The following is an 18,764-nucleotide window of genomic DNA, read 5'->3' as shown; positions in this document are numbered from 1 at the left end:
GATATCCGGGGGCCAGAGTGGTCCCATGGAGACCTTGACGAACCTCGTCCGCGCCGAGTTCGCCCCGGAGAACACCTTCCTCAACACCGCGAGCAACGGCCTGCTGCCCGCCCGCACCGTGACCGCCCTCGACCGGGCGGCCCGGATGCGGGCGCAGGGCCTGCCGCTGGGCTCGCTGTACGAGGACGTGGAGCATGTCCGCGCCGCCTTCGCCCGGTTGGCGGGCGTCCCCTCGCACCGGGTGGCGACCGGGGGATCGGTCGCCGAGTACGGCGGGCTGATCGCCGCGTCGCTGCCCGCCGGCGCCGAAGTCCTCACCGCCGAGGGCGACTTCGCGTCCCTGGTCAACCCCTTCCACATGCGCGGGGACCTCAAGGTGCGGGCTGTGCCGCTGGAGGGGCTCGCCGAGTCGGTCCGCCCCGGCACCGCGCTCGTCGCCGTCAGCGCCGCCCAGTCCGCCGACGGGCGCATCGCCGACCTGGCCGGGATCCGCGAGGCCGCCCTCACCCACGGGGCGCGCACCTACATCGACGCCTCCCAGGCGTTCGGCTGGCTGCCGCTGGACGCGGGGGCCTACGACTTCGTCGCCGTCGTCGCCTACAAGTGGCTGCTCGGCCCGCACGGGATCGCGTTCTTCACCGCGCCGGAGGACTTCGGCGACCTGGTGCCGCTGCTCGCCGGCTGGGTCGCTGGCGAGGTGCCCTTCGACAGCTGCTACGGGCCGGTCGCCGAACTCGCCCACTCCGCACGGCGCTTCGACATCGCCCCCAGCCTGCTCGGCTACCCCGGACTGCGCGCCTCCCTGGAACTCCTCGAGACCATCGGCGTCGACGCCGTCCACGCCCACGACCTCGCCCTCGCCGACCGCTTCCGCGCCGGTGTCGCCGCCCTCGGGCACGAGCCGCTGCCCTCACCCGGCTCGGCCATCGTCTCGGTGCCCGGCCTCGACCATCTCCAGCCCCGGCTGGCCGAGGCGGGCATCCAGGTCTCCGACCGGGCGGGCAATCTGCGGGCGTCCTTCCACCTGTACAACACCGAGTCCGACGTGGACCGCCTGCTTGAGCAGCTGTCCGGCTGACGCGGGCGCGCCTCGGGGTGGCGGTGTCCGGTTGACGCGGGCGCGCCTGGGGGCGCCGGTGGCCGCCTGATGCCGGCGCGTCCTGGGGCGGTGGCCGCCTGATGCCGACTCGCCCTGGGACGGAGGCCGCCTGATGCCGACTCGCCCTGGGGCAGAGCCCGCCCCGCCCGTCAGTCGCCGTCCATGTGACGCCGGCTCGCCTCCGGGCACAGGTTGCCCTCGACCTTGAGGAGCAGGGCGAGGAGGCGGTCGCGTTCGTCCGGGCTCAGCCCCTCCAGCGTCCGCTCCTCCAGCGTGCCCCATGCCTGCTCGACCTCGGCGAGCAGGCCGGCGCTGCCCTCGGTCGCCTCCACCAGGACCGCACGGCGGTCCGCGGGGTCGGGCAGGCGGCGCACATGGCCCGCCTGCTCCAGCCGCTGGAGCATCTTGGTGACCGTCGACGGGTCGAGGTCCAGCAGCTTGATCAGATCCGACTGCCGGCAGGCCCCCTGCTCCCACAGCATCATCATCACCAGTTCCTGGCCCGGATAGAGCCCCAGCCCGCGCAGCAGACCGGACGCGGCCGTGCGGTGCAGCCGTGCGGTGCGACTGAGGGCGTGGCTGACCGGTCCGCTGCGCGCGGCGGCCGGCAGCCTGGCGGCCTCCTCCATCGGTTTCTCCTCGCTCCTGGACGGCCCCCCGGCCAGGTATCCCCCGAATTTTAACTTGGCCGACCAAGGAATGGGTTACAGTGTCAGCCGGTTGAGTTACTTGGCCGACCAACATTAATGCTTGGTCGACCACATAAACCCTTCAGGGAGCCCCTGTGACCACCGCATTCGACCCGATCGACCTGTCCGGCACGCGCCTGCCGAACCGCATCGTCATGGCGCCGATGACCCGCAGCAGGGCCGCCGAGGGCGGCCTGCCCACCGCCCTGACCGCCGAGTACTACGCCCAGCGCGCCTCCGCCGGCCTGATCGTCACCGAGGGCATACAGCCCTCGGCCGTCGGCCAGGGCTACCCCGACACGCCGGGGCTGCACACCGCCGAACAGGTCACCGCCTGGCGCCGGGTCACCGACGCCGTGCACGCCGCGGGCGGCAGGATCTTCGCCCAGCTGATGCACACCGGCCGCATCGGCCACCCCGCGCTGCTCCCCGACGGACTGCACAATGTCGCGCCGTCCGCGGTGGCCGCCCAGGGCCAGGTCCACACCCACGAGGGTCCCAAGGAGTACGTCACCCCGCGGGAGCTGACCGGCGACGAGATCCGCGCGACCGTCGAGGACTTCGCGGCCGCCGCCGGCCGTGCCGTCGAGGCCGGCTTCGACGGGGTCGAACTGCACGGCGCCAACGGCTACCTCATCCACCAGTTCCTGTCGCCCGACAGCAACCGGCGCACCGACGAGTGGGGCGGCCCCGTGGAGCACCGCATCCGCTTCGCCGCCGAGACCGTCCGGGCCGTCGCCGCCGCCATCGGCGCCGAGCGCACCGCCCTGCGCATCTCGCCCGCCAACCCGTTCAACAGCATGAGCGAGCCCGACGCCGAGGCCACCTACCTCGCGCTGCTGGCCGCCCTGGAACCGCTGGACCTGGCCTATCTGCACATCGCGGAGATGACCGACACCCGCGACATCACGCTGGCCCTGCGCAAGCGCTTCGGCGGCACGCTCGTGCTCAACCCCTACAGCGAGGGCCCGACCGGCCCCGACGCCCTCCCCCTGATCGAGGACGGCCTCGCCGACCTCCTCGCCTTCGGCCAGCTCTTCCTCGCCAACCCCGACCTGCCCGCCCGCCTCAGGGCCGGCGGCCCGTTCAACGAGCCCGACCGGGCCACGTTCTACGGCGGCGGCGCGCGGGGCTACACCGACTACCCGGCGCTGTAGCCACCGCGGAGCGCCGCGCTCCGCAGTCACGGCGGAGCGGCGCCCCCGTACGGCGAAGGGGCCTGCCGCACTCGGCAGGCCCCGTCACGCGCTGGTCACCGTACGGGCGTGCAGTCCCCGGAAGGGCTCACCGCACCGGCGTGAAGTCCCGCGCGCCGATGAACTCCGGTCGCCGTATCGGCGCCGCGAACGGCTCGACCGCCGTGTTCTCCACGCTGTTGAACACGATGAAGACGTTGCTGCGCGGGAAGGGCGTGATGTTGTCCCCGGACCCGTGCATGGCGTTGCAGTCGAACCAGGTCGCCGAACCGGCCCGGCCGGTGAACAGCCGGATGCCGTGCTCCGAGGCCATCTCGGTCAGCGCCTCGTCGGACGGGGTGCCCGCGTCCTGCATCTGGAGCGACTTCTTGTAGTTGTCCTTCGGGGTCGCGCCCGCGCAGCCCAGGAACGTCCTGTGCGAACCGGGCATGATCATGAGCCCGCCGTTGGTGGCGTAGTTCTCGGTCAGCGCGATCGACACGGACACCGTCCGCATGTTCGGCAGACCGTCCTCGGCGTGCCAGGTCTCGAAGTCGGAGTGCCAGTAGAAGCCGCTGGCGCCGAAGCCGGGCTTGACGTTGATCCGCGACTGGTGGACGTACACGTCCGAGCCGAGGATCTGCCGGGCCCGCCCGACGACGCGCTCGTCGCGCACCAGCGCCGCGAACACCTCGCTGATCCGGTGCACCTCGAAGACCGAGCGGATCTCCTTGGACTTCGGCTCCACGATGGAGCGCTCGTCGGCGCGGATCGCCGGATCGGTCACCAGCCGCTCCAGCTCCTGCCGGTAGACGGCGACCTCGTCGTCGGTGATGAGCTGGTCGATGGCGAGGAAGCCGTCGCGCTCGTACGCCTGGAGGTCGGCGGTCGCGATGGGGCCGGGCGTGTCGGGGGAGCCCCACACGACGGGGTCCTGACGCGGGACCCGCACCTCGGTGGTGCCGCGGGTGGGGTAGAGGTCGGTGACGGTGGCGGTCACGTGATTCACACCTCCTCGGGTTCGGTGAGCAGGGGGTAGACGCCGTTCTCGTCGTGGTCCTCCCGTCCGGTGACGGGCGGATTGAAGACGCAGATGCAGCGGAAGTCCTCCAGGACGCGCAGCGTGTGCCGCTCGTGACCGTCCAGGAGGTACATCGTGCCGGGAGTGATCGTGTACGACGTCCCGGTCTCGTGGTCGGTGAGTTCGGCCTTGCCCTCGACGCAGACGACGGCCTCGACGTGGTTGGCGTACCACATCGACGTCTCGGTCCCGGCGTACAGGACCGTCTCGTGCAGCGAGAAGCCGACCCGTTCCCGGGCCAGGACGATGCGTTTGCTCTCCCAGGTCCCGGACGCGGCCTTCACATGGCGGTCGGTTCCTTCGATGTCCTTGAACGAACGGACGATCACGGTGGTGGGGTCCCTCCTGGTCAGACGGTGATGGCCGGGGCGGTCTCCCGGACGGCACGGGCCAGGACCCTGAGGCCCTCGTCCAGTTCCTCCGGGGTGATGGTCAGGGCGGGCAGCAGTTTGACGACCTCGCTCTCGGGGCCGGACGTCTCGATGAGCAGCCCGAGTTCGAAGGCGCGGCGCGCGACCCGCCCGGCCCGCTCCTTGTCGTGGAACTCCAGGCCCCACACCAGCCCGCGCCCGCGGTACTCGCGTACGTCGGCGAGGTTCTCCTCGGTGATGCCGATCAGCGCCTGCTCGATCTGCTCGCCGCGGGTGCGGGTCTGCTTCTCCATGGCGGAGCCGTCGGCCCAGTAGCTCTCCAGCGCGGCCGTCGCGGTGACGAACGCCGGGTTGTTGCCGCGGAAGGTGCCGTTGTGCTCGCCCGGCTCCCACACGTCGAGCTCCGGTGTGAACAGGCACAGCGACATCGGCAGGCCGTAGCCGCTGATGGACTTGGAGACGGTGACGATGTCCGGGACGATGCCGGCCTCCTCGAAGGAGAAGAACGCGCCGGTACGGCCGCAGCCCATCTGGATGTCGTCGACGATCAGCAGCATGTCCTGCCGCTCGCACAGCTCCTTCAGCGCGCGCAGCCACTCGGGCCGGGCGACATTGATGCCGCCCTCGCCCTGCACGGTCTCCACGATCACCGCGGCCGGCTTGTTCAGCCCGGAGCCCTGGTCCTCCAGCAGCCGCTCGAACCACAGGAAGTCCGGGACCGTGCCGTCGAAGTAGTTGTCGAACGGCATCGGCGTGCCGTGCACCAGCGGGATACCGGCGCCGGCCCGCTTGAAGGCGTTGCCGGTCACCGCCAGCGAGCCCAGCGACATCCCGTGGAAGGCGTTGGTGAACGACACGATCGACTCGCGCCCCTTCACCTTCCGCGCCAGCTTCAGCGCCGACTCCACGGCGTTGGTGCCGGTCGGGCCCGGGAACATCACCTTGTACGGCAGATCGCGCGGCCGCAGGATCAGGTCCTGGAAGGTCTGCAGGAAGGCGCGTTTGGCCGTCGTCGACATGTCGAGGCCGTGGGTGACGCCGTCCCGCTCCAGATAGTCCAGCAGCGCCCGTTTCAGCACGGGGTTGTTGTGCCCGTAGTTCAGCGAACCGGCGCCGGCGAAGAAGTCGAGGTACTCATGGCCGTCCTCGTCGTACATACGGCTGCCCCGCGCGCGGTCGAAGACGGTGGGCCAGCCGCGGCAGTAGCTGCGCACCTCGGACTCGAGGGTCTCGAAGACGCTGAGGTCGGGCTGGGTGATGGTCACGACGAATCGCTCCTCAATGCGACGGAAGGGTCAACGGGCCGATGCGGTACAGGACTTCGGGATCGTGTGGGCCGTCGGGGAACTGCCCCCGGTCGAACAGCACCTCCCGCTCGACACGGGCGCCGTGGCGCGCCGCGAACGAGGTGAACAGGGCCTCGGAAGCGGTGTTGCCCGGGGTGATCGTGGTCTCGACGCAGGCGACCGCCCGCTCATCGGCGACCCGCGCGACCAGCCCGTCCAGCAGCCGCGCCGCGAGTCCGCGTCCGCGGTGGGCGGCATCGACGGCCACCTGCCACACGAGCAGCGTCTCGGGGCGATCGGGGCGCAGGTATCCGGTCACGAACCCGACGGGCTCCCCGTCCTCCCCCCGCACCACCGCCGAGGTGCCGGCGAAGTCACGGCACCACAGCAGATAGCTGTAGGAGGAGTTGAGGTCGAGCGTCCCGGATTCCTTGGCCAGGCGCCACAGAGCGGCCCCGTCGGAAATTGTCGGGCGGTCGATGTACAGGTCTGCGGGTGCAGCGGTCATGCGGATTGAATTTAGCGACGTAAATTCAAAATTGCACGGCCGGGTGGTCTTACGTCCGGCGGCGATACGTGTTATCACGCGGGCGCGAGGAGGATGCGGTTTGGCCCGATATGCACCTCGCATACGGTGCATATCGGGCCGCCTGTGGAATGGATCACACCCGCTAAAGCGTTCGCGAAATCTTCGCGTTTAGCCCTGGGGAAACGGGGCAGGAGAATATGGGAAGCTATTCTTGAGTGAATTCAGGAATTCATGGAATTGACTGTGCGGAGACGCCGTAAAGGGGCGGCGCGGGGCACTGTGCGGCCGGCCGCATCCGATCCGCACTCACAGGACGGCCGCAAGCGCCGCGAGACTCGCCCGCACCACATCCAGGGACGCGTCCGCCCCGTAGTGATTGACCCGGATCATCTCCTTGGCGAGCGCACCCCCGCCCGCGGCGATCGGCACGGACGGATCGACCTTCAGCGCCCGGGCGACCACCTCGGACGCCACGACCCCCTCCGGCACCCGAAGCGTCGTGGCGACCGGCGCCGCGTCCCTCTCCTCGTACACGTACGGCTCAAGACCGGCCGCCGCCGCTCCGGCCCGCGCGGCGCCCGCACACGCGCGGTGGCGGGCCATCACCGCCTCCAGCCCCTCCGTCTCGATCCGCTCCAGGCACGCCTCCAGCGCCAGCATCTCCAGCTGCGCGGGCGCGTGCAGCAGCGCGCGACGGCCGCCGTCGATCCACCGCTCCTTCCAGTCGAGCAGCGACAGATACGACCGCCGAGGCGCGCGCGGGTTCGCCCGCATCCGCTCCCACGCCCGCTCGCTCACCGACACCGCCGAGACGCCCGCGGGCCCGCCCATCGCCTTCTGCGCCCCGATCACGCACAGGTCCACACCCCATGCGTCCGGCAGCACGGGCTCGGCGCCCACGGCCGCCACGGCGTCGAGATAGAACAGCGCCCCGTGCGCACGCACGACCTCCCCGATCTCCCCGACGGGATTGGTGTTGCCGGTCGCCGCCTCCGCGTGCACCAGCGACACGAAGTCGATCTCCGGGTGCTCGGCGAACGCGTCCCGGATCTGCTCGGCGGTGACCGCCGCGTGGAACGGCACCGCGAGATCGATCACCGTGGCGCCGCAGTCCCGCAGCCAGTCGCCGAAGGTCTGCCCGTACGGCCCCGTGATCACGTTCAGCGCGGTCGTGCCGGGGCCCGCGGTGCCCCGGATCGCGCCCTCCAGCGGCAGCAGCGCCTCGCCCTGCATGATCACGACGTCCTGCCGGGTGTCCAGCAGCTTCGCCACCCGGTCCTCGATCGAGGCGAACCGGGCGGCGCTCAGCGGGGCGAGGTCCAGGAAGGGATGGGACACGTGTGGCTCTCTTCACTCAGGGGCAGACTCGCGTCGAGCCTAGGTCACCGCTCAGTTCTTAGGCCGGATGGCCGTCGCACCATGGGATTGATTTGAGGAGCTCAAACATCTCCTTATAATCGGAACGCACAGTTCCCTACCAGGAGGTCCACCCGTGAACACCGTCATCGGCCGCCGGGCCCGCGTCCTGGCCGCCATCACCGCGACGGCCGGGCTGGTCCTCGTGGCCGGCTGCGGCTCCGAAGACGACGGCGGCAGCGGTGCGAAGACCGCCGCCGGCGGCGTCGAGCTGGTCAAGGCCGGCCAGCTCACCACCTGCACCCACCTGCCGTACCCGCCCTTCCAGTCGGAGATCGACGGCAAGGTGCAGGGCTTCGACGTGGCGCTGATCGACCTGGTCGCCGAGAACCTCGGCGTGAAGCAGGAGATCCTCGACACGCCGTTCGAGAACTTCAAGACCGGCGCCTTCCTGAACTCCGGCCAGTGCGACCTGGCCGCCGCCGGCATGACCATCACCGACGAGCGCAAGAAGAACGTCGACTTCTCCGACCCGTACTTCGACGCCACCCAGGCCGTCCTGGTGGACAAGAAGAGCGGCATCAAGTCCTTCGCGGACCTCAAGGGCGAGAAGGTCGGCACCCAGGCGCAGACCACCGGTGAGGACTACGCCAAGAGCAAGGGCCTGGACCCGGTCTCCTTCGAGTCCTCCGACGCCGTCCTCAACGGCCTGCGCACCGGCCAGGTCAAGGCCGTCGTCATCGACTACCCGGTCGTCCAGGGCTGGCTGAAGGACAAGGCCAACGCCGACGCCTTCCAGGTCGCCGAGCAGATCAACACCGGTGAGCAGTACGGCTTCACGGTGAAGAAGGGCAACACCAAGCTGCGCGAGGCCATCAACAAGGCCCTCGCCGACGCCAAGGCCGACGGCACCTACAAGAAGATCTACGAGCAGTGGATCGGCCCCTACGACGAGGCCGCCGCCTCCCCGGCCGCCTCCTGACCCGATGACCGACACGGACGCAGAACTCCAGCCGAAGAAAAAGGGCCTGACCCGGCGTCAGAAGCAGAAGCTGTCGCGCGGCACCCAGTACGTGGTGTTCGTCGCGGCCGTGATCGCCGTCGTGCTCGCGGCGGACTGGGACCGGTTGCAGAACCAGTTCGCCCAGAAGGACATCGCGGAGCAGATGTTCCCCGACGTCATCACGATGGCGCTGAAGAACACCGTGCTGTTCACGCTGTCCGGCTTCGCCGTCGGGCTGGTCCTGGGCCTGGTCATCGCGCTGATGCGGCTGTCGCCGGTGCGGCCCTACCGCTGGGTCGCCGGTGTCTACATCGAGATCTTCCGCGGGCTGCCCGCGCTGCTGATCTTCGTGTTCATCGGTGTGGCCGTGCCGCTGGCCTTCCCCGGCACGGAGATCCCCGGCGGCACCTACGGCAAGGTCGCGCTCGCGCTCGGCCTGGTCGCCGCCGCCTACATGGCCGAGACCTTCCGCGCGGGCATCCAGGCCGTGCCCAAGGGGCAGATGGAGGCGGCCCGTTCGCTGGGCTTCTCGCCCGCGCGGGCCATGGTCTCGATCATCCTGCCGCAGGCGTTCCGGATCATCCTGCCGCCGCTGACCAACGAACTCGTCCTGCTGTTCAAGGACTCCTCGCTGGTGCTGTTCCTCGGCGTCACCCTGGAGGAGCGCGAGCTGACCAAGTTCGGCCGCGACCTGGCCAGCACGACCGCCAACTCCACGCCGATCCTCGTCGCCGGCCTGTGCTACCTGCTGGTGACGATCCCGCTCGGCTTCGTCGTGCGCCGCATGGAGGCCAAGGCCCAGGAGGCCGTGAAATGAGCCGACCCGAGATCCTGGTCAAGGATCTGCACAAGTCCTTCGGCGACAACGAGGTGCTGCGCGGCATCGACCTGGAGATCGCCCAGGGCGAGGTCGTCTGTGTCATCGGCCCCTCGGGCTCGGGCAAGTCCACGCTGCTGCGGTGCGTGAACCTCCTCGAGGAGCCCACCAAGGGCCAGGTGTTCGTCGGCGGTACCGAGGTCACCGACCCGGACGTCGACATCGACGCCGTACGCCGCCGTATCGGCATGGTCTTCCAGCAGTTCAACCTCTTCCCGCACCTGACCGTGACCGAGAACCTCACGCTGCCCCAGCGCCGGGTCCTCAGGCGCGGCAAGGCGGAGGCCGCGAAGGTCGCCGCCGAGAACCTGGAGCGGGTCGGTCTCGCCGAGAAGGCCGGCGCCTACCCGTCGTCCCTGTCCGGCGGCCAGCAGCAGCGCGTCGCCATCGCCCGCGCGCTGGCGATGGGCCCCGAGGTGATGCTGTTCGACGAGCCGACCTCGGCGCTCGACCCGGAGCTCGTCGGGGACGTCCTCGCGGTCATGCGGATGCTGGCCGACGAGGGCATGACCATGATGGTCGTCACCCATGAGATGACCTTCGCCCGCGAGGTCGCCGACCGGGTCGTCTTCATGGACGGCGGTGTGGTCGTCGAGGACGGCAGCCCCGAGCAGGTCATCGGCAGCCCCCGCCACGAGCGCACCCGCCACTTCCTCTCCCGCCTGCTGGACCCGGCGATGGCCGAGGTCGAGGAGGAGACCAGCGACCAGGTGGGCACGTCCGACTGACCCCTCACTATCGTGCAGTGCATGAGCGAACGTGCGGTGCTGCATGTGAAGGGCCGGATCCTGCTCGGCCCCGACGAGGTCCGGGACGAACTGTGGGTCGTCGGCGGGCGGATCACCTACGACCGTCCCGCCGGCGCCCGCGAGGTGCGCACGGTCGAGGGCTGGGCGCTGCCCGGCCTGGTCGACGCGCACTGCCACGTCGGCCTGGACGCGCACGGCGCGGTCCCCGCGGAGGAGGCCGAGAAGCAGGCCCTCACCGACCGTGAGGCCGGCACCCTGCTGATCCGCGACGCGGGCTCGCCCTCGGACACCCGCTGGGTCGACCACCGCGAGGACCTGCCGAAGATCATCCGCGCGGGCCGGCACATCGCCCGCACCCGCCGCTACATCCGCAACTACGGCCATGAGATCGAGCCCGACCAGCTCGTCGCCTACGTCGCCCGCGAGGCCCGGCGCGGCGACGGCTGGGTCAAGCTGGTCGGCGACTGGATCGACCGGGAGGTCGGCGACCTCACCGCGTGCTGGCCGCGCGAGGCCGCCCGCGCGGCGATCGCGGAGGCCCACCGGCTCGGCGCCCGTGTCACGGCCCACTGCTTCGCCACCGAGTCCCTGCGCGACCTCGTCGAGTCCGGCATCGACTGCATCGAGCACGCCACCGGCCTCACCGAGGATCTGATCCCGCTCTTCGCCGAGCGCGGCGTCGCAATCGTCCCGACCCTCGTCAACATCGCCACCTTCCCGCAGCTCGCCGCCGGCGGCGAGACCAAGTTCCCGCGCTGGTCGGCGCATATGCGCCGACTCCACGAACGCCGCTACGACACCGTGCGCGCCGCCTACGACGCCGGGATCCCGATCTACGTCGGCACCGACGCCGGCGGCTCCCTCCCGCACGGACTGGTCGCCGACGAGGTGGCCGAGCTGGTGACCGCCGGGATCCCCCCGGTCGACGCCCTCGCGGCCACGGCGTGGTCGGCCCGCACCTGGCTGGGCCGCCCCAACCTCCATGAAGGGGCCCCGGCCGACCTGGTCGTGTACGAGGAGGACCCACGAGCCGACGTACGGGTCCTCAAGGCCCCACGCCGGGTCGTGCTCAACGGGCGGGTCGTGGGCTGACCGTACGTGACCGGTGCCGGGCGCGTTCGTTGTGCATCCCCGCATGCGCGCCCCCACGTCACCCCGCGTGTTCGCTCGCCGAGGTACCCGTGGGTGATGGCCGGGAACATCCGTACCGCGCTATTCGAAAACGCGGGCGGAAACCCCACGATGGGGTGAAGTGACGCTGGATCGCCGCCCGTTCACTCTCAGTGCGTAATTCTTGCGGGGTCCCGAGCACACCCTTACTGGGGGTCCCAACAGTGAACGGCAACACCTTCCGCATGCCCGCACTCAGAATCGCCACCGCCGCGGCCGTCATAGCCGTGGCCGCGGGCCCCGCCCACGCGACCCCCGACCAGGGTCGCGCGAGCGCCGTCGTCCTGCGCACCGGGCTCGACGTGTCCCTGCTCAACAAGACCGTGAACGTCCCGCTCGCGGTCACCCTGAACGAGGTCCAGGCCCCGGCCAGCGCCGAGAAGACCACGCTGACGGCGCAGCTGGACGGTGTCGAGGGCGGCAAGCCCTTCACCGTGCTCGCCGCCGAGGTGGCCCAGGCGAAGGCCACGGTCACCGCGGACAGGGCCGAGGGCAGCGCCCGGCTCGTCCACGCCGAGGTCCACGTCCCCGGACTGCCCCTGCTGTCGGTCATCGAGGTCGAGGAGGTCACCTCCAGCGCGGTCTGCGAGACCGGCAAGGCACCCGTCGCCGACGCGAACGTCCTCGGCACCGTCACCGTCCTCGGCAAGGCCGTCACCCTCACCGCGGGCGGCACCACCGACGTCCAGGTCCCGGGCGTCGGCGAGGTCCGCCTCGACCTCTCCCGGCGGGAGACCACCTCCCGCACGGCCGCCGCCACGGCCCTCGAACTGACGGTCTCGGTCAACCCGTTGAAGCTCAACGTGGCCGACGTCAAGGGCACGGTGACCCTCGTCGAGTCCACCTGCGAGACGCCGCCGGCCACGACCCCGTCCACCCCGCCGCCCCCCGCCCCGGAGAAGCCCCAGGGCGGCGCGGAGGGCCCCGGCCTCGCCGAGACGGGCGGCAGTTCGACCACGCCGTACGTGGCAGGCGGCGCGGTGGCCCTGCTGGTGGCCGGCGGGGGAGCGGTGGCACTGGCGCGACGCAAGGGCTGAACCCGGCACACCGAGGGAGGTGCCCGGCCCCGACCCCGGGCGCCTCCCGCCTCAGCCCAGCGCCACCCGCAGCGCCTCCAGGAACCCGCCCGTCGTCACCCGGTCCCGCACCGCGACCCGCAGCCACTCCCCGTCCAGCCCCGGAAACGTGTCCCCGCGCCGCACCGCGTACCCCAGCTCGCGCAGCCGCGCCCGCACCCGCGCCGCGTCCGGCACCCGCACGAGCACGAACGGCCCCTCCGCGGGCCCCGCGACCCGCAGCCCGGCCCCGGCGAACTCCGCGAGCCCGGCGACGAGATGCGCCCGGTCCGCGGCCACCCGATGCGCCGCGTGCGCGGCCTCCGCCAGCGCCCGCGGCGCCACACACGCCTCCGCCGCCGCCAGCGCCGGAGTGGACACCGGCCACAACGGCTGCGCCCGCTCCAGCTCGGCGATCGTCTCCGGCGCGGCCAGCACGTACCCGATCCGCAGCCCGGCGAGCCCCCACGTCTTGGTCAGGCTGCGCAGCACCACGAGCCCCGGCACATCCGTCCGCCCGGCCAGCGCCTCCCGCTCACCGGGCACCGCGTCCATGAACGCCTCGTCGACGACGAGCGTCCGCCCGGGCCGGGCCAGCCGCACCACGGCCTCGGCCGGATGCAGCACGGACGTCGGATTCGTCGGATTGCCGAGCACCACCAGATCCGCGCTCTCCGGCACCAGCGAGGGATCCAGCCGGAAGCCGTCCGCCTCCCGCAGCAGCACCCGGTCCACGGTGTGCCCGGCGTCCCGCAGCGCCGCCTCCGGCTCGGTGAACTGCGGATGCACCACGACCGGCCGGCGCACCTTCAGCGCCCGCGCCAGCAGCACGAACGCCTCCGCCGCCCCGGACGTCAGCAGCACCCGCTCCGGCGCGACCCCGTGCCGGGCGGCGACCGCGGCCCGCGCGGCCCGCCCGTCGGGATAGGCCGCGAGAGAGGCCAGCGACCCGGCGACGACCTCCCGCAGCCACGCGGGCGGGGTGTCCGCGCGGACGTTCACGGCCAGATCCACCAGCCCCGAACCGCCGTCGCGGACCTCCGCGTCCCCGTGGTGCCGCAGATCGTGCCCGGCGCCGTCCTCAGTGCGCATGCGCGTGGCCGCCGTGATGGTGGTGGTGCCCCCCGTGCCCATGGCCGTGCCCGTGGTGATGGCCGTCGTCGTCCGGGTGGTAGTGCGGCTGCTGCGGCAGACCCACCTTGTCCTCGAAGCCCGGCAGCGCGATCCGGTACACGCACGAGTCGCAGTTCATCCGCAGATCGCCCTTCACGGCCTCCTCGTACCGCTCCATCACCAGATCCAGCAGCTCCGGCTCAGGACCGATGACGTCCGCCGACCGCACCTGGAGCTCAGGGTGCGCGTCCGCCCACTCCCGCGTCTGCTCCCGCACCCGGTCCGGCAGGATGCCGGTGAACAGGAAGTACGGCAGGACCACGATCCGCCGCGCCCCCAGCTTCGCGCACCGGTCCAGGCCGCTCGGCACGTCCGGCGCCGCCAGCGACACGAACGCCGTCTCCACACCGGCGTACCCGCGGCCCTCCCAGAACAGCCGCGCCGCCTTGTGCACCTCGGCGTTGGCGTCCGGGTCGGTGGAGCCGCGCCCCACCAGCAGCACGGTCACCTCGGAGCGGTCCCAGTCGCCGAGCACCGCGTCCAGGCGCCGCTCCAGCACGCTCAGCAGCGACGGGTGCGGGCCCAGCGGACGGCCGTAGGTGTACGAGATCCCCGGGTGCCGCTCCTTCTCGCGGGCCAGCGCCGCCGGGATGTCGCCCTTGGCGTGCCCGGCGGACACCAGCATCAGCGGCACGGCCGCGAACCGCCGTACGCCCTTGCCGACCAGCTCGGTCACGGCCTCGCCCAGCGGCGGCGGGGACAGCTCGATGAAGCCGCCCGCGACGGGCAGTTCGGGGTGGCGGCGGCCGAGCTCCCGTACGAAGTCGCGGAACGCCTCGGCTCCCGCATCGTCCCGAGTGCCATGACCGGCGATGAGCAGGGCGGGCGGCGGGGTGGTCACGATGTCTCCTCGGAGTGTGAAACGGGGTGGTACAGCAGGGCGTTGAGCGCGGCGGACGCGACCGCCGAGCCGCCCTTCTCGGACACGTTGCTCACGGCGGGCAGCCCGCTCTCCCGCAGCGCGGCCTTGGACTCGACCGCGCCGACGAAGCCGACGGGCAGTCCGATGACGAGCGCCGGGTCGGCGTCCAGGGTCAGCAGTTCCTCCAGCGCGGTCGGCGCGTTGCCGATCACCCAGAGGGCGCCGGGCCCGACCTGCTCGTAGGCGAGCCGGATGCCGTGCGCCGAGCGGGTCAGCCCCGGCCCGGCCACGCCGTCCTTCAGCCGGCAGACGGTCTCCCGGCGGGTGATGCCCGCGCCGACCATCTCCACGTCCACGACGACGGGCGCCCCGGCGTGCAGCGCGGCGTGCGCCTTCACCAGGTCACCCTCGTCCATGACGAGGTCGGTCGCGTACTCCAGGTCGGCGGCGGAGTGGATGACCCGCTCCACCACCGCACGGGTCAGCGGCGGGAAGTGCGAGGTGTCCAGGCGGGCGCGCAGCCGCCGGTAGGACTCCTCCTCGATGGGGTGGACGACACGGTTCACCGGGACGCCTCCTGCCAGCGGTAGCCGCGCGGGGTCACCATGCGCCCCGCGACGTTCCGGGTCGCGGTGTTGCCCACCGTCACGACCGTCATCATGTCGACCGTCGCCGGGTCGAGTTCCCCGAGCGTGGTCACCCGGCTGGACTCGTCCGGGCGCGAAGCCTGGCGCACGATGCCGACCGGCGTGGTGGGCGCGCGGTGCTCGGCGAGGATGCCCAGGGCCTTCGGCAGCTGCCAGTCCCGGCCCCGCGAGCGGGGGTTGTAGAAGGTCACGACGATGTCCGCCTCCGCGGCCGCCTTCACCCGCCGCTCGATGACCTCCCAGGGCGTGTGCAGGTCGGACAGGCTGATCGACACATGGTCGTGGCCGAGCGGCGCGCCCAGGATCGCGGCGGCCGCCAGCGCGGCGGTCACGCCCGGCACACCGACCACGTCGATGTCGTCGGACGCCTCGGCGAGCGCCGGGGACGCCATCGCGTACACGCCCGCGTCACCGCTGCCGATCAGCGCGACCGCCTGCCCCTTACGGGCCTCGGCGACCGCGGTGCGCGCCCGCTCCTCCTCGGCGCCCAGCCCGGACTCCAGGACCAGGGTGCCCGGCCGCAGCAGATCGCGGATCTGGTCGACGTACTGGTCGAGCCCCACCAGCACCGAGGCGCGCCGCAGTTCGGCCTTCGCGCGCGGGGTGAGCAGGTCGCGGGCGCCGGGCCCGAGCCCGACCACCGCGAGCCGGCCGCGCCCCGGACGCCGTACGACGGCACAGGTCGCCATCGCGGGCCGGGCCGCCGACTTCCGCTTGGGTACGAGGAGTTCGCCGCCGCCGATCAGCGCCGCCGCCTCCGCCACGGACGGCGTGCCCACGGCGGCCAGCGGGGCGTCGGACGGGTTGGGCACCTCGACGCCCGCCAGCTCCTCGGCCGAGTACGTCACCACCGGCACCCCGAGCCGCGCGGCGGCCTCCACGATGCCGGGCTCCTCCGACTTGACGTCGACGGTGGCGAGTGCGGCGATGCTGCGGGGGGACAGGCCCGCCTCCCGCAAGGTCCCCGTGATCAGGTCCAGGACCTCCGCGACCGGCGCCCCCTTGGACGCGCCGACCCCGACCACCAGCGTCGGCGGCCGCAACCACACCTCCCCGGAAGCCGGTTCGCCCGCGCGGTCCGTCACCCGCACCCGGCGGTCCCCCTCGGCGGCGAACGGCAGCGGCGGCAGCGGCCACGCCACCTCCGTCTCCAGCGCCACCGGCTCACCGTCCAGCAGCGCCCGCGTCACTCCGGCGACATCGCCCTCGTACGGCAGGCCGAGCGTGTCCAGGCCGGGGATGCCGACCGCGTCCGTCGCCGTCGTCACCACGGGCTCGGCGGCCAGCACCTCGCCCACCTCGCGGGCGAGGCCGTTGGCGCCACCGCCGTGCCCGCCGAGCAGCGCGACCGCGTACCGGCCGCCCTCGTCGACGCACACCACACCCGGATCGCCCGCCTTGTCGCCCAGCAGGGGCGCGACGAGCCGGACGACCGCTCCCGTGGCCAGGAAGCACACCAGCTGCTCGCACTCGGCGAACGCCCGCCGCACGGCGTCGGCGACGGGGCCGTCGTACACCCGCGTCCGCTCCGGCCACGCCGCGGCCAGCCGGTCGCGTGCCGCCGCCCCCGCCGCGGTGGCGGAAATGAGGCCGATCACTGGGTTACTCCTTCACTACGGGCCGGAGGCCGCACGCCCCACAGCAGAAAAACGGGATTGGTCGCCGCCAGCCGGGTCACATCACCCGGCAGCGGCGCCAGTCGGGAGGACTGCAGCAGCACCCCGTCGCAGTCGAACCCGGCACCTTCCAGGGCCGCGCGGGCCGCCGGGACCCGGTCCAGCGCGGCCATGGCGACGACCACCGCACGCCGCGCCCGGCGCGCGCAGGCGGTGACCACGGCGGGCAGCTCGCGCCCCCCGCCGCCCACGAACACGGCGTCGGGATCGTCCAGATCGGACAGCACGGTCGGCGCCGCCCCGTGCACCACGTGCACATCGACACCGTGCGCGACGGCGTTCGCCCGGACCCGCTCCACGCCGTCCGCGGTCTTCTCCACCGCCGTCACCGCGGCACCGAGCCGCGCGCACTCCACGGCCACCGACCCGGAGCCCGCGCCGACGTCCCACACCAGGTCGCCGGGGCGCGGCCCCAGCCGGGCGAGCGCCAGCGCCCGCACCTCGAACTTGGTGATCATCGAGTCCCGGTGGGCGAACGCGTCCTCCGCCAGCGCCCATCCCGCGGGCGGCAGCGGCAGCCCGGCGTGCGCGCGCACGGGCCCGAGGGCACGCCTGTCGTCCAGGCTGATCACGACGCTGACCGCCGTGCCCCAGTCGCGGGCCGCCGCCTCGGCGGGCGTGACCCGCTCCAGGCGCTCCTCGGGGGAGCCCAGCGCGGTGGCGACGACCAGGACCCGGTCGTACGACCGCAGCGCGGCCCCGAGTTCCGCGGGCCCGGCGCCGGGGCCGGTCAGCACCGCCACCTTCGGGTACGCCCGGCAGACGTTGACCGCCGTGCGCGGATCGCGCCCGTGCGCGCTGACCACCACGGCGTCCTCCCACGGCAGCCCGGCCCGCGAAAACGCCGTCGCCACCGACGACACACCCGGCCGCACGTCCAGCCGCTCCGGCCCGAACCGCTCGGCCAGCGCCCGCACGATCCCGAAGAACCCGGGGTCGCCCGAGGCCAGCACGACGACGCAACGGTCCTTCTCGACGTACTCCCCGATCGTGTCCAGGGCGGGCGCCAGCGGCCCGAGCACGATCCGCTCGGCCGCCTCGGGCAGTGCGACCGCCTCCAGATGCCGCCGCCCGCCCACGACGAGCTCCGCACCGGCGAGGACGTCCACCGGGACCGGCTGACCGACGACCGTGATCATGTGGAGGCACCCCGTTCGCGCAGGGCCCGGCGGGCCTCCGGGTCGGCCTTGCGGTAGCCGTGGAAGTGGCCTGGGTGGTACAGGTGCGAGCGCGTGCCGTGCGCGTCGAGCGCCGGGCCGACCAGGAAGAGGGTGTGCTTCCAGAGCTTGTGCTCCTTGACCGTCTCCTCCAGCGTGCCGATCGTGCACTTGACGACCAGCTCCTCCGGCCAGGTCGCCTGGTAGGCGACGACGACCGGGGTGGTCGTCGGGTAGCCGCCCTCCAGCAGCTCCCGCACCAGCTGGCCGCTGCGGGCCGCCGACAGGAAGATCGCCATGGTGGTGCCGTGCTTGGCGAACTCCCGCACCTCCTCGCCGGGCGGCATCGGCGTCTTGCCGCCGCCGAGCCGGGTCAGCACGACGGACTGCGCCACCTCCGGGATGGTCAGCTCGCGCTGGGCGAGCGCGGCGACCGCCGAGAAGGACGACACGCCGGGCACGATCTCGACGGCGATGCCGATCTCGGCACACCGGTCGACCTGCTCCTGCGTACCGCCCCACAGGGCGGGGTCGCCGGAGTGGATGCGGGCCACCCTCAGACCCTCCTCGGCGGCACGCCGGTACACGGCGACCACGTCCTCCAGCGACATCTGGGCGGAGTCCAGGATCTCCGCGCCCTCGCGCGCGTGCTCGAGGACCTCCGCCTGCACCAGGCTCGCCGCCCAGATCACGACGTCGGCCTCGGCGATCGCGCGCGCGGCCCGGAACGTCAGCAGATCGGCGGCGCCGGGGCCGGCACCGACGAAGGTCACCTTGCCGGTGGGGGCATCGGCCATGGGAATCGGTCC

19 protein-coding genes are annotated in these 18,764 nt (G+C 72.4%); 7 read left to right on the top strand and 12 right to left on the bottom strand.

The features are described 5' to 3' along the window. Window positions 1–25 precede the first annotated feature (25 nt). Window positions 26–1,078, top strand: coding sequence for an aminotransferase class V-fold PLP-dependent enzyme (locus ACSU6M_RS07865; protein ID WP_437068200.1), 1,053 nt, complete (start codon window positions 26–28; stop codon window positions 1,076–1,078). Between the two features lie 170 nt (window positions 1,079–1,248). Here ACSU6M_RS07865 and ACSU6M_RS07860 read toward each other — a convergent pair whose 3' ends face one another. Then, the gene (locus ACSU6M_RS07860; protein WP_437068199.1) at window positions 1,249–1,728 is read right to left on the bottom strand and encodes a MarR family winged helix-turn-helix transcriptional regulator; all 480 of its coding nucleotides are present in this window, start codon (window positions 1,726–1,728) and stop codon (window positions 1,249–1,251) included. A 155-nt stretch (window positions 1,729–1,883) separates the two neighbouring features. Here ACSU6M_RS07860 and ACSU6M_RS07855 point away from each other — a divergent pair, with 155 nt between their 5' ends. Further along, window positions 1,884–2,945 carry an alkene reductase gene (locus ACSU6M_RS07855; RefSeq protein WP_437068197.1) on the top strand — a complete coding sequence of 354 codons (1,062 nt, stop codon included), beginning with the start codon at window positions 1,884–1,886 and terminating at the stop codon, window positions 2,943–2,945. A gap of 127 nt (window positions 2,946–3,072) precedes the next feature. On the opposite strand, the gene thpD is transcribed toward ACSU6M_RS07855, so the two are convergent. The 5 genes from thpD to ACSU6M_RS07830 form a co-directional block, all read right to left on the bottom strand. After that, window positions 3,073–3,963, bottom strand: a complete 891-nt coding sequence (gene thpD / locus ACSU6M_RS07850; RefSeq protein WP_437068195.1) for an ectoine hydroxylase — start codon at window positions 3,961–3,963, stop codon at window positions 3,073–3,075. Window positions 3,964–3,968: 5 nt separating this feature from the next. After that, window positions 3,969–4,373, bottom strand: coding sequence for an ectoine synthase (locus tag ACSU6M_RS07845; RefSeq protein WP_437068193.1), 405 nt, complete (start codon window positions 4,371–4,373; stop codon window positions 3,969–3,971). A gap of 20 nt (window positions 4,374–4,393) precedes the next feature. Continuing rightward, on the bottom strand, window positions 4,394–5,680 hold the full coding sequence (gene ectB, locus ACSU6M_RS07840) for a diaminobutyrate--2-oxoglutarate transaminase (RefSeq protein WP_437068191.1): 1,287 nt from the start codon (window positions 5,678–5,680) through the stop codon (window positions 4,394–4,396). A 13-nt stretch (window positions 5,681–5,693) separates the two neighbouring features. Continuing rightward, complete coding sequence (gene ectA / locus ACSU6M_RS07835) at window positions 5,694–6,209, bottom strand: diaminobutyrate acetyltransferase (RefSeq protein ID WP_437068190.1); 516 nt, start codon at window positions 6,207–6,209, stop codon at window positions 5,694–5,696. Between the two features lie 327 nt (window positions 6,210–6,536). Beyond that, window positions 6,537–7,568: a pyridoxal-phosphate-dependent aminotransferase family protein gene (locus ACSU6M_RS07830; protein WP_437068189.1), complete on the bottom strand. Its 1,032-nt coding sequence runs from the start codon at window positions 7,566–7,568 to the stop codon at window positions 6,537–6,539. 154 nt (window positions 7,569–7,722) lie between these two features. Here ACSU6M_RS07830 and ACSU6M_RS07825 point away from each other — a divergent pair, with 154 nt between their 5' ends. The 5 genes from ACSU6M_RS07825 (at window position 7,723) to ACSU6M_RS07805 (ending at window position 12,422) form a co-directional block, all read left to right on the top strand. Then, window positions 7,723–8,568, top strand: coding sequence for a transporter substrate-binding domain-containing protein (locus tag ACSU6M_RS07825; protein WP_437068188.1), 846 nt, complete (start codon window positions 7,723–7,725; stop codon window positions 8,566–8,568). A 4-nt stretch (window positions 8,569–8,572) separates the two neighbouring features. Then, window positions 8,573–9,406: an amino acid ABC transporter permease gene (locus ACSU6M_RS07820; protein ID WP_437068186.1), complete on the top strand. Its 834-nt coding sequence runs from the start codon at window positions 8,573–8,575 to the stop codon at window positions 9,404–9,406. Beyond that, window positions 9,403–10,194 (top strand): amino acid ABC transporter ATP-binding protein, encoded by a 792-nt coding sequence (locus ACSU6M_RS07815; RefSeq protein WP_437068184.1) that lies wholly within the window; start codon window positions 9,403–9,405, stop codon window positions 10,192–10,194. Before ACSU6M_RS07820 ends, ACSU6M_RS07815 begins: the two co-directional genes overlap by 4 nt. A gap of 21 nt (window positions 10,195–10,215) precedes the next feature. Next, window positions 10,216–11,307 (top strand): amidohydrolase family protein, encoded by a 1,092-nt coding sequence (locus ACSU6M_RS07810; protein ID WP_437068182.1) that lies wholly within the window; start codon window positions 10,216–10,218, stop codon window positions 11,305–11,307. 242 nt (window positions 11,308–11,549) lie between these two features. After that, entirely contained in the window at window positions 11,550–12,422 is an 873-nt protein-coding gene (locus ACSU6M_RS07805) for an SCO1860 family LAETG-anchored protein (RefSeq protein WP_437068181.1), read from the top strand. A 51-nt stretch (window positions 12,423–12,473) separates the two neighbouring features. Here the strand turns inward: ACSU6M_RS07805 and cobC are convergent, their stop codons facing one another. The 6 genes from cobC to cobM are packed head-to-tail and all read right to left on the bottom strand — an operon-like array spanning window position 12,474 to window position 18,752. Beyond that, window positions 12,474–13,532 (bottom strand): Rv2231c family pyridoxal phosphate-dependent protein CobC, encoded by a 1,059-nt coding sequence (gene cobC, locus ACSU6M_RS07800; protein ID WP_437068179.1) that lies wholly within the window; start codon window positions 13,530–13,532, stop codon window positions 12,474–12,476. After that, the gene (locus ACSU6M_RS07795) at window positions 13,522–14,454 is read right to left on the bottom strand and encodes a sirohydrochlorin chelatase (protein ID WP_437068177.1); all 933 of its coding nucleotides are present in this window, start codon (window positions 14,452–14,454) and stop codon (window positions 13,522–13,524) included. The genes cobC and ACSU6M_RS07795 overlap by 11 nt, the downstream gene beginning before the upstream one ends. Continuing rightward, window positions 14,451–15,041, bottom strand: a complete 591-nt coding sequence (locus tag ACSU6M_RS07790) for a precorrin-8X methylmutase (protein WP_437068176.1) — start codon at window positions 15,039–15,041, stop codon at window positions 14,451–14,453. The genes ACSU6M_RS07795 and ACSU6M_RS07790 overlap by 4 nt, the downstream gene beginning before the upstream one ends. Then, entirely contained in the window at window positions 15,038–16,720 is a 1,683-nt protein-coding gene (gene cobJ / locus ACSU6M_RS07785) for a precorrin-3B C(17)-methyltransferase (protein ID WP_437068174.1), read from the bottom strand. Before cobJ ends, ACSU6M_RS07790 begins: the two co-directional genes overlap by 4 nt. Continuing rightward, window positions 16,717–17,937, bottom strand: a complete 1,221-nt coding sequence (gene cbiE, locus ACSU6M_RS07780; protein WP_437068172.1) for a precorrin-6y C5,15-methyltransferase (decarboxylating) subunit CbiE — start codon at window positions 17,935–17,937, stop codon at window positions 16,717–16,719. Before cbiE ends, cobJ begins: the two co-directional genes overlap by 4 nt. Further along, window positions 17,934–18,752 carry a precorrin-4 C(11)-methyltransferase gene (cobM, locus tag ACSU6M_RS07775; protein WP_437068170.1) on the bottom strand — a complete coding sequence of 273 codons (819 nt, stop codon included), beginning with the start codon at window positions 18,750–18,752 and terminating at the stop codon, window positions 17,934–17,936. Before cobM ends, cbiE begins: the two co-directional genes overlap by 4 nt. Window positions 18,753–18,764 lie beyond the last annotated feature (12 nt).

This window comes from Streptomyces sp. enrichment culture, from assembly GCF_964272895.1.
Lineage (GTDB): Bacteria > Actinomycetota > Actinomycetes > Streptomycetales > Streptomycetaceae > Streptomyces.
This window is presented reverse-complemented; position numbering and strand designations above follow the sequence as displayed.

Coding starts and splice junctions, on each gene's coding strand:
- cobC (WP_437068179.1), bottom strand. CDS start 13,532: ATGCGCACTGAGGACGGCGCCGGGCACGATCTGCGGCACCACGGGGAC.
- cbiE (WP_437068172.1), bottom strand. CDS start 17,937: ATGATCACGGTCGTCGGTCAGCCGGTCCCGGTGGACGTCCTCGCCGGT.
- cobM (WP_437068170.1), bottom strand. CDS start 18,752: ATGGCCGATGCCCCCACCGGCAAGGTGACCTTCGTCGGTGCCGGCCCC.
- ACSU6M_RS07820 (WP_437068186.1), top strand. CDS start 8,573: ATGACCGACACGGACGCAGAACTCCAGCCGAAGAAAAAGGGCCTGACC.
- ectA (WP_437068190.1), bottom strand. CDS start 6,209: ATGACCGCTGCACCCGCAGACCTGTACATCGACCGCCCGACAATTTCC.
- ACSU6M_RS07815 (WP_437068184.1), top strand. CDS start 9,403: ATGAGCCGACCCGAGATCCTGGTCAAGGATCTGCACAAGTCCTTCGGC.
- ACSU6M_RS07810 (WP_437068182.1), top strand. CDS start 10,216: ATGAGCGAACGTGCGGTGCTGCATGTGAAGGGCCGGATCCTGCTCGGC.
- ACSU6M_RS07865 (WP_437068200.1), top strand. CDS start 26: ATGGAGACCTTGACGAACCTCGTCCGCGCCGAGTTCGCCCCGGAGAAC.
- ACSU6M_RS07860 (WP_437068199.1), bottom strand. CDS start 1,728: ATGGAGGAGGCCGCCAGGCTGCCGGCCGCCGCGCGCAGCGGACCGGTC.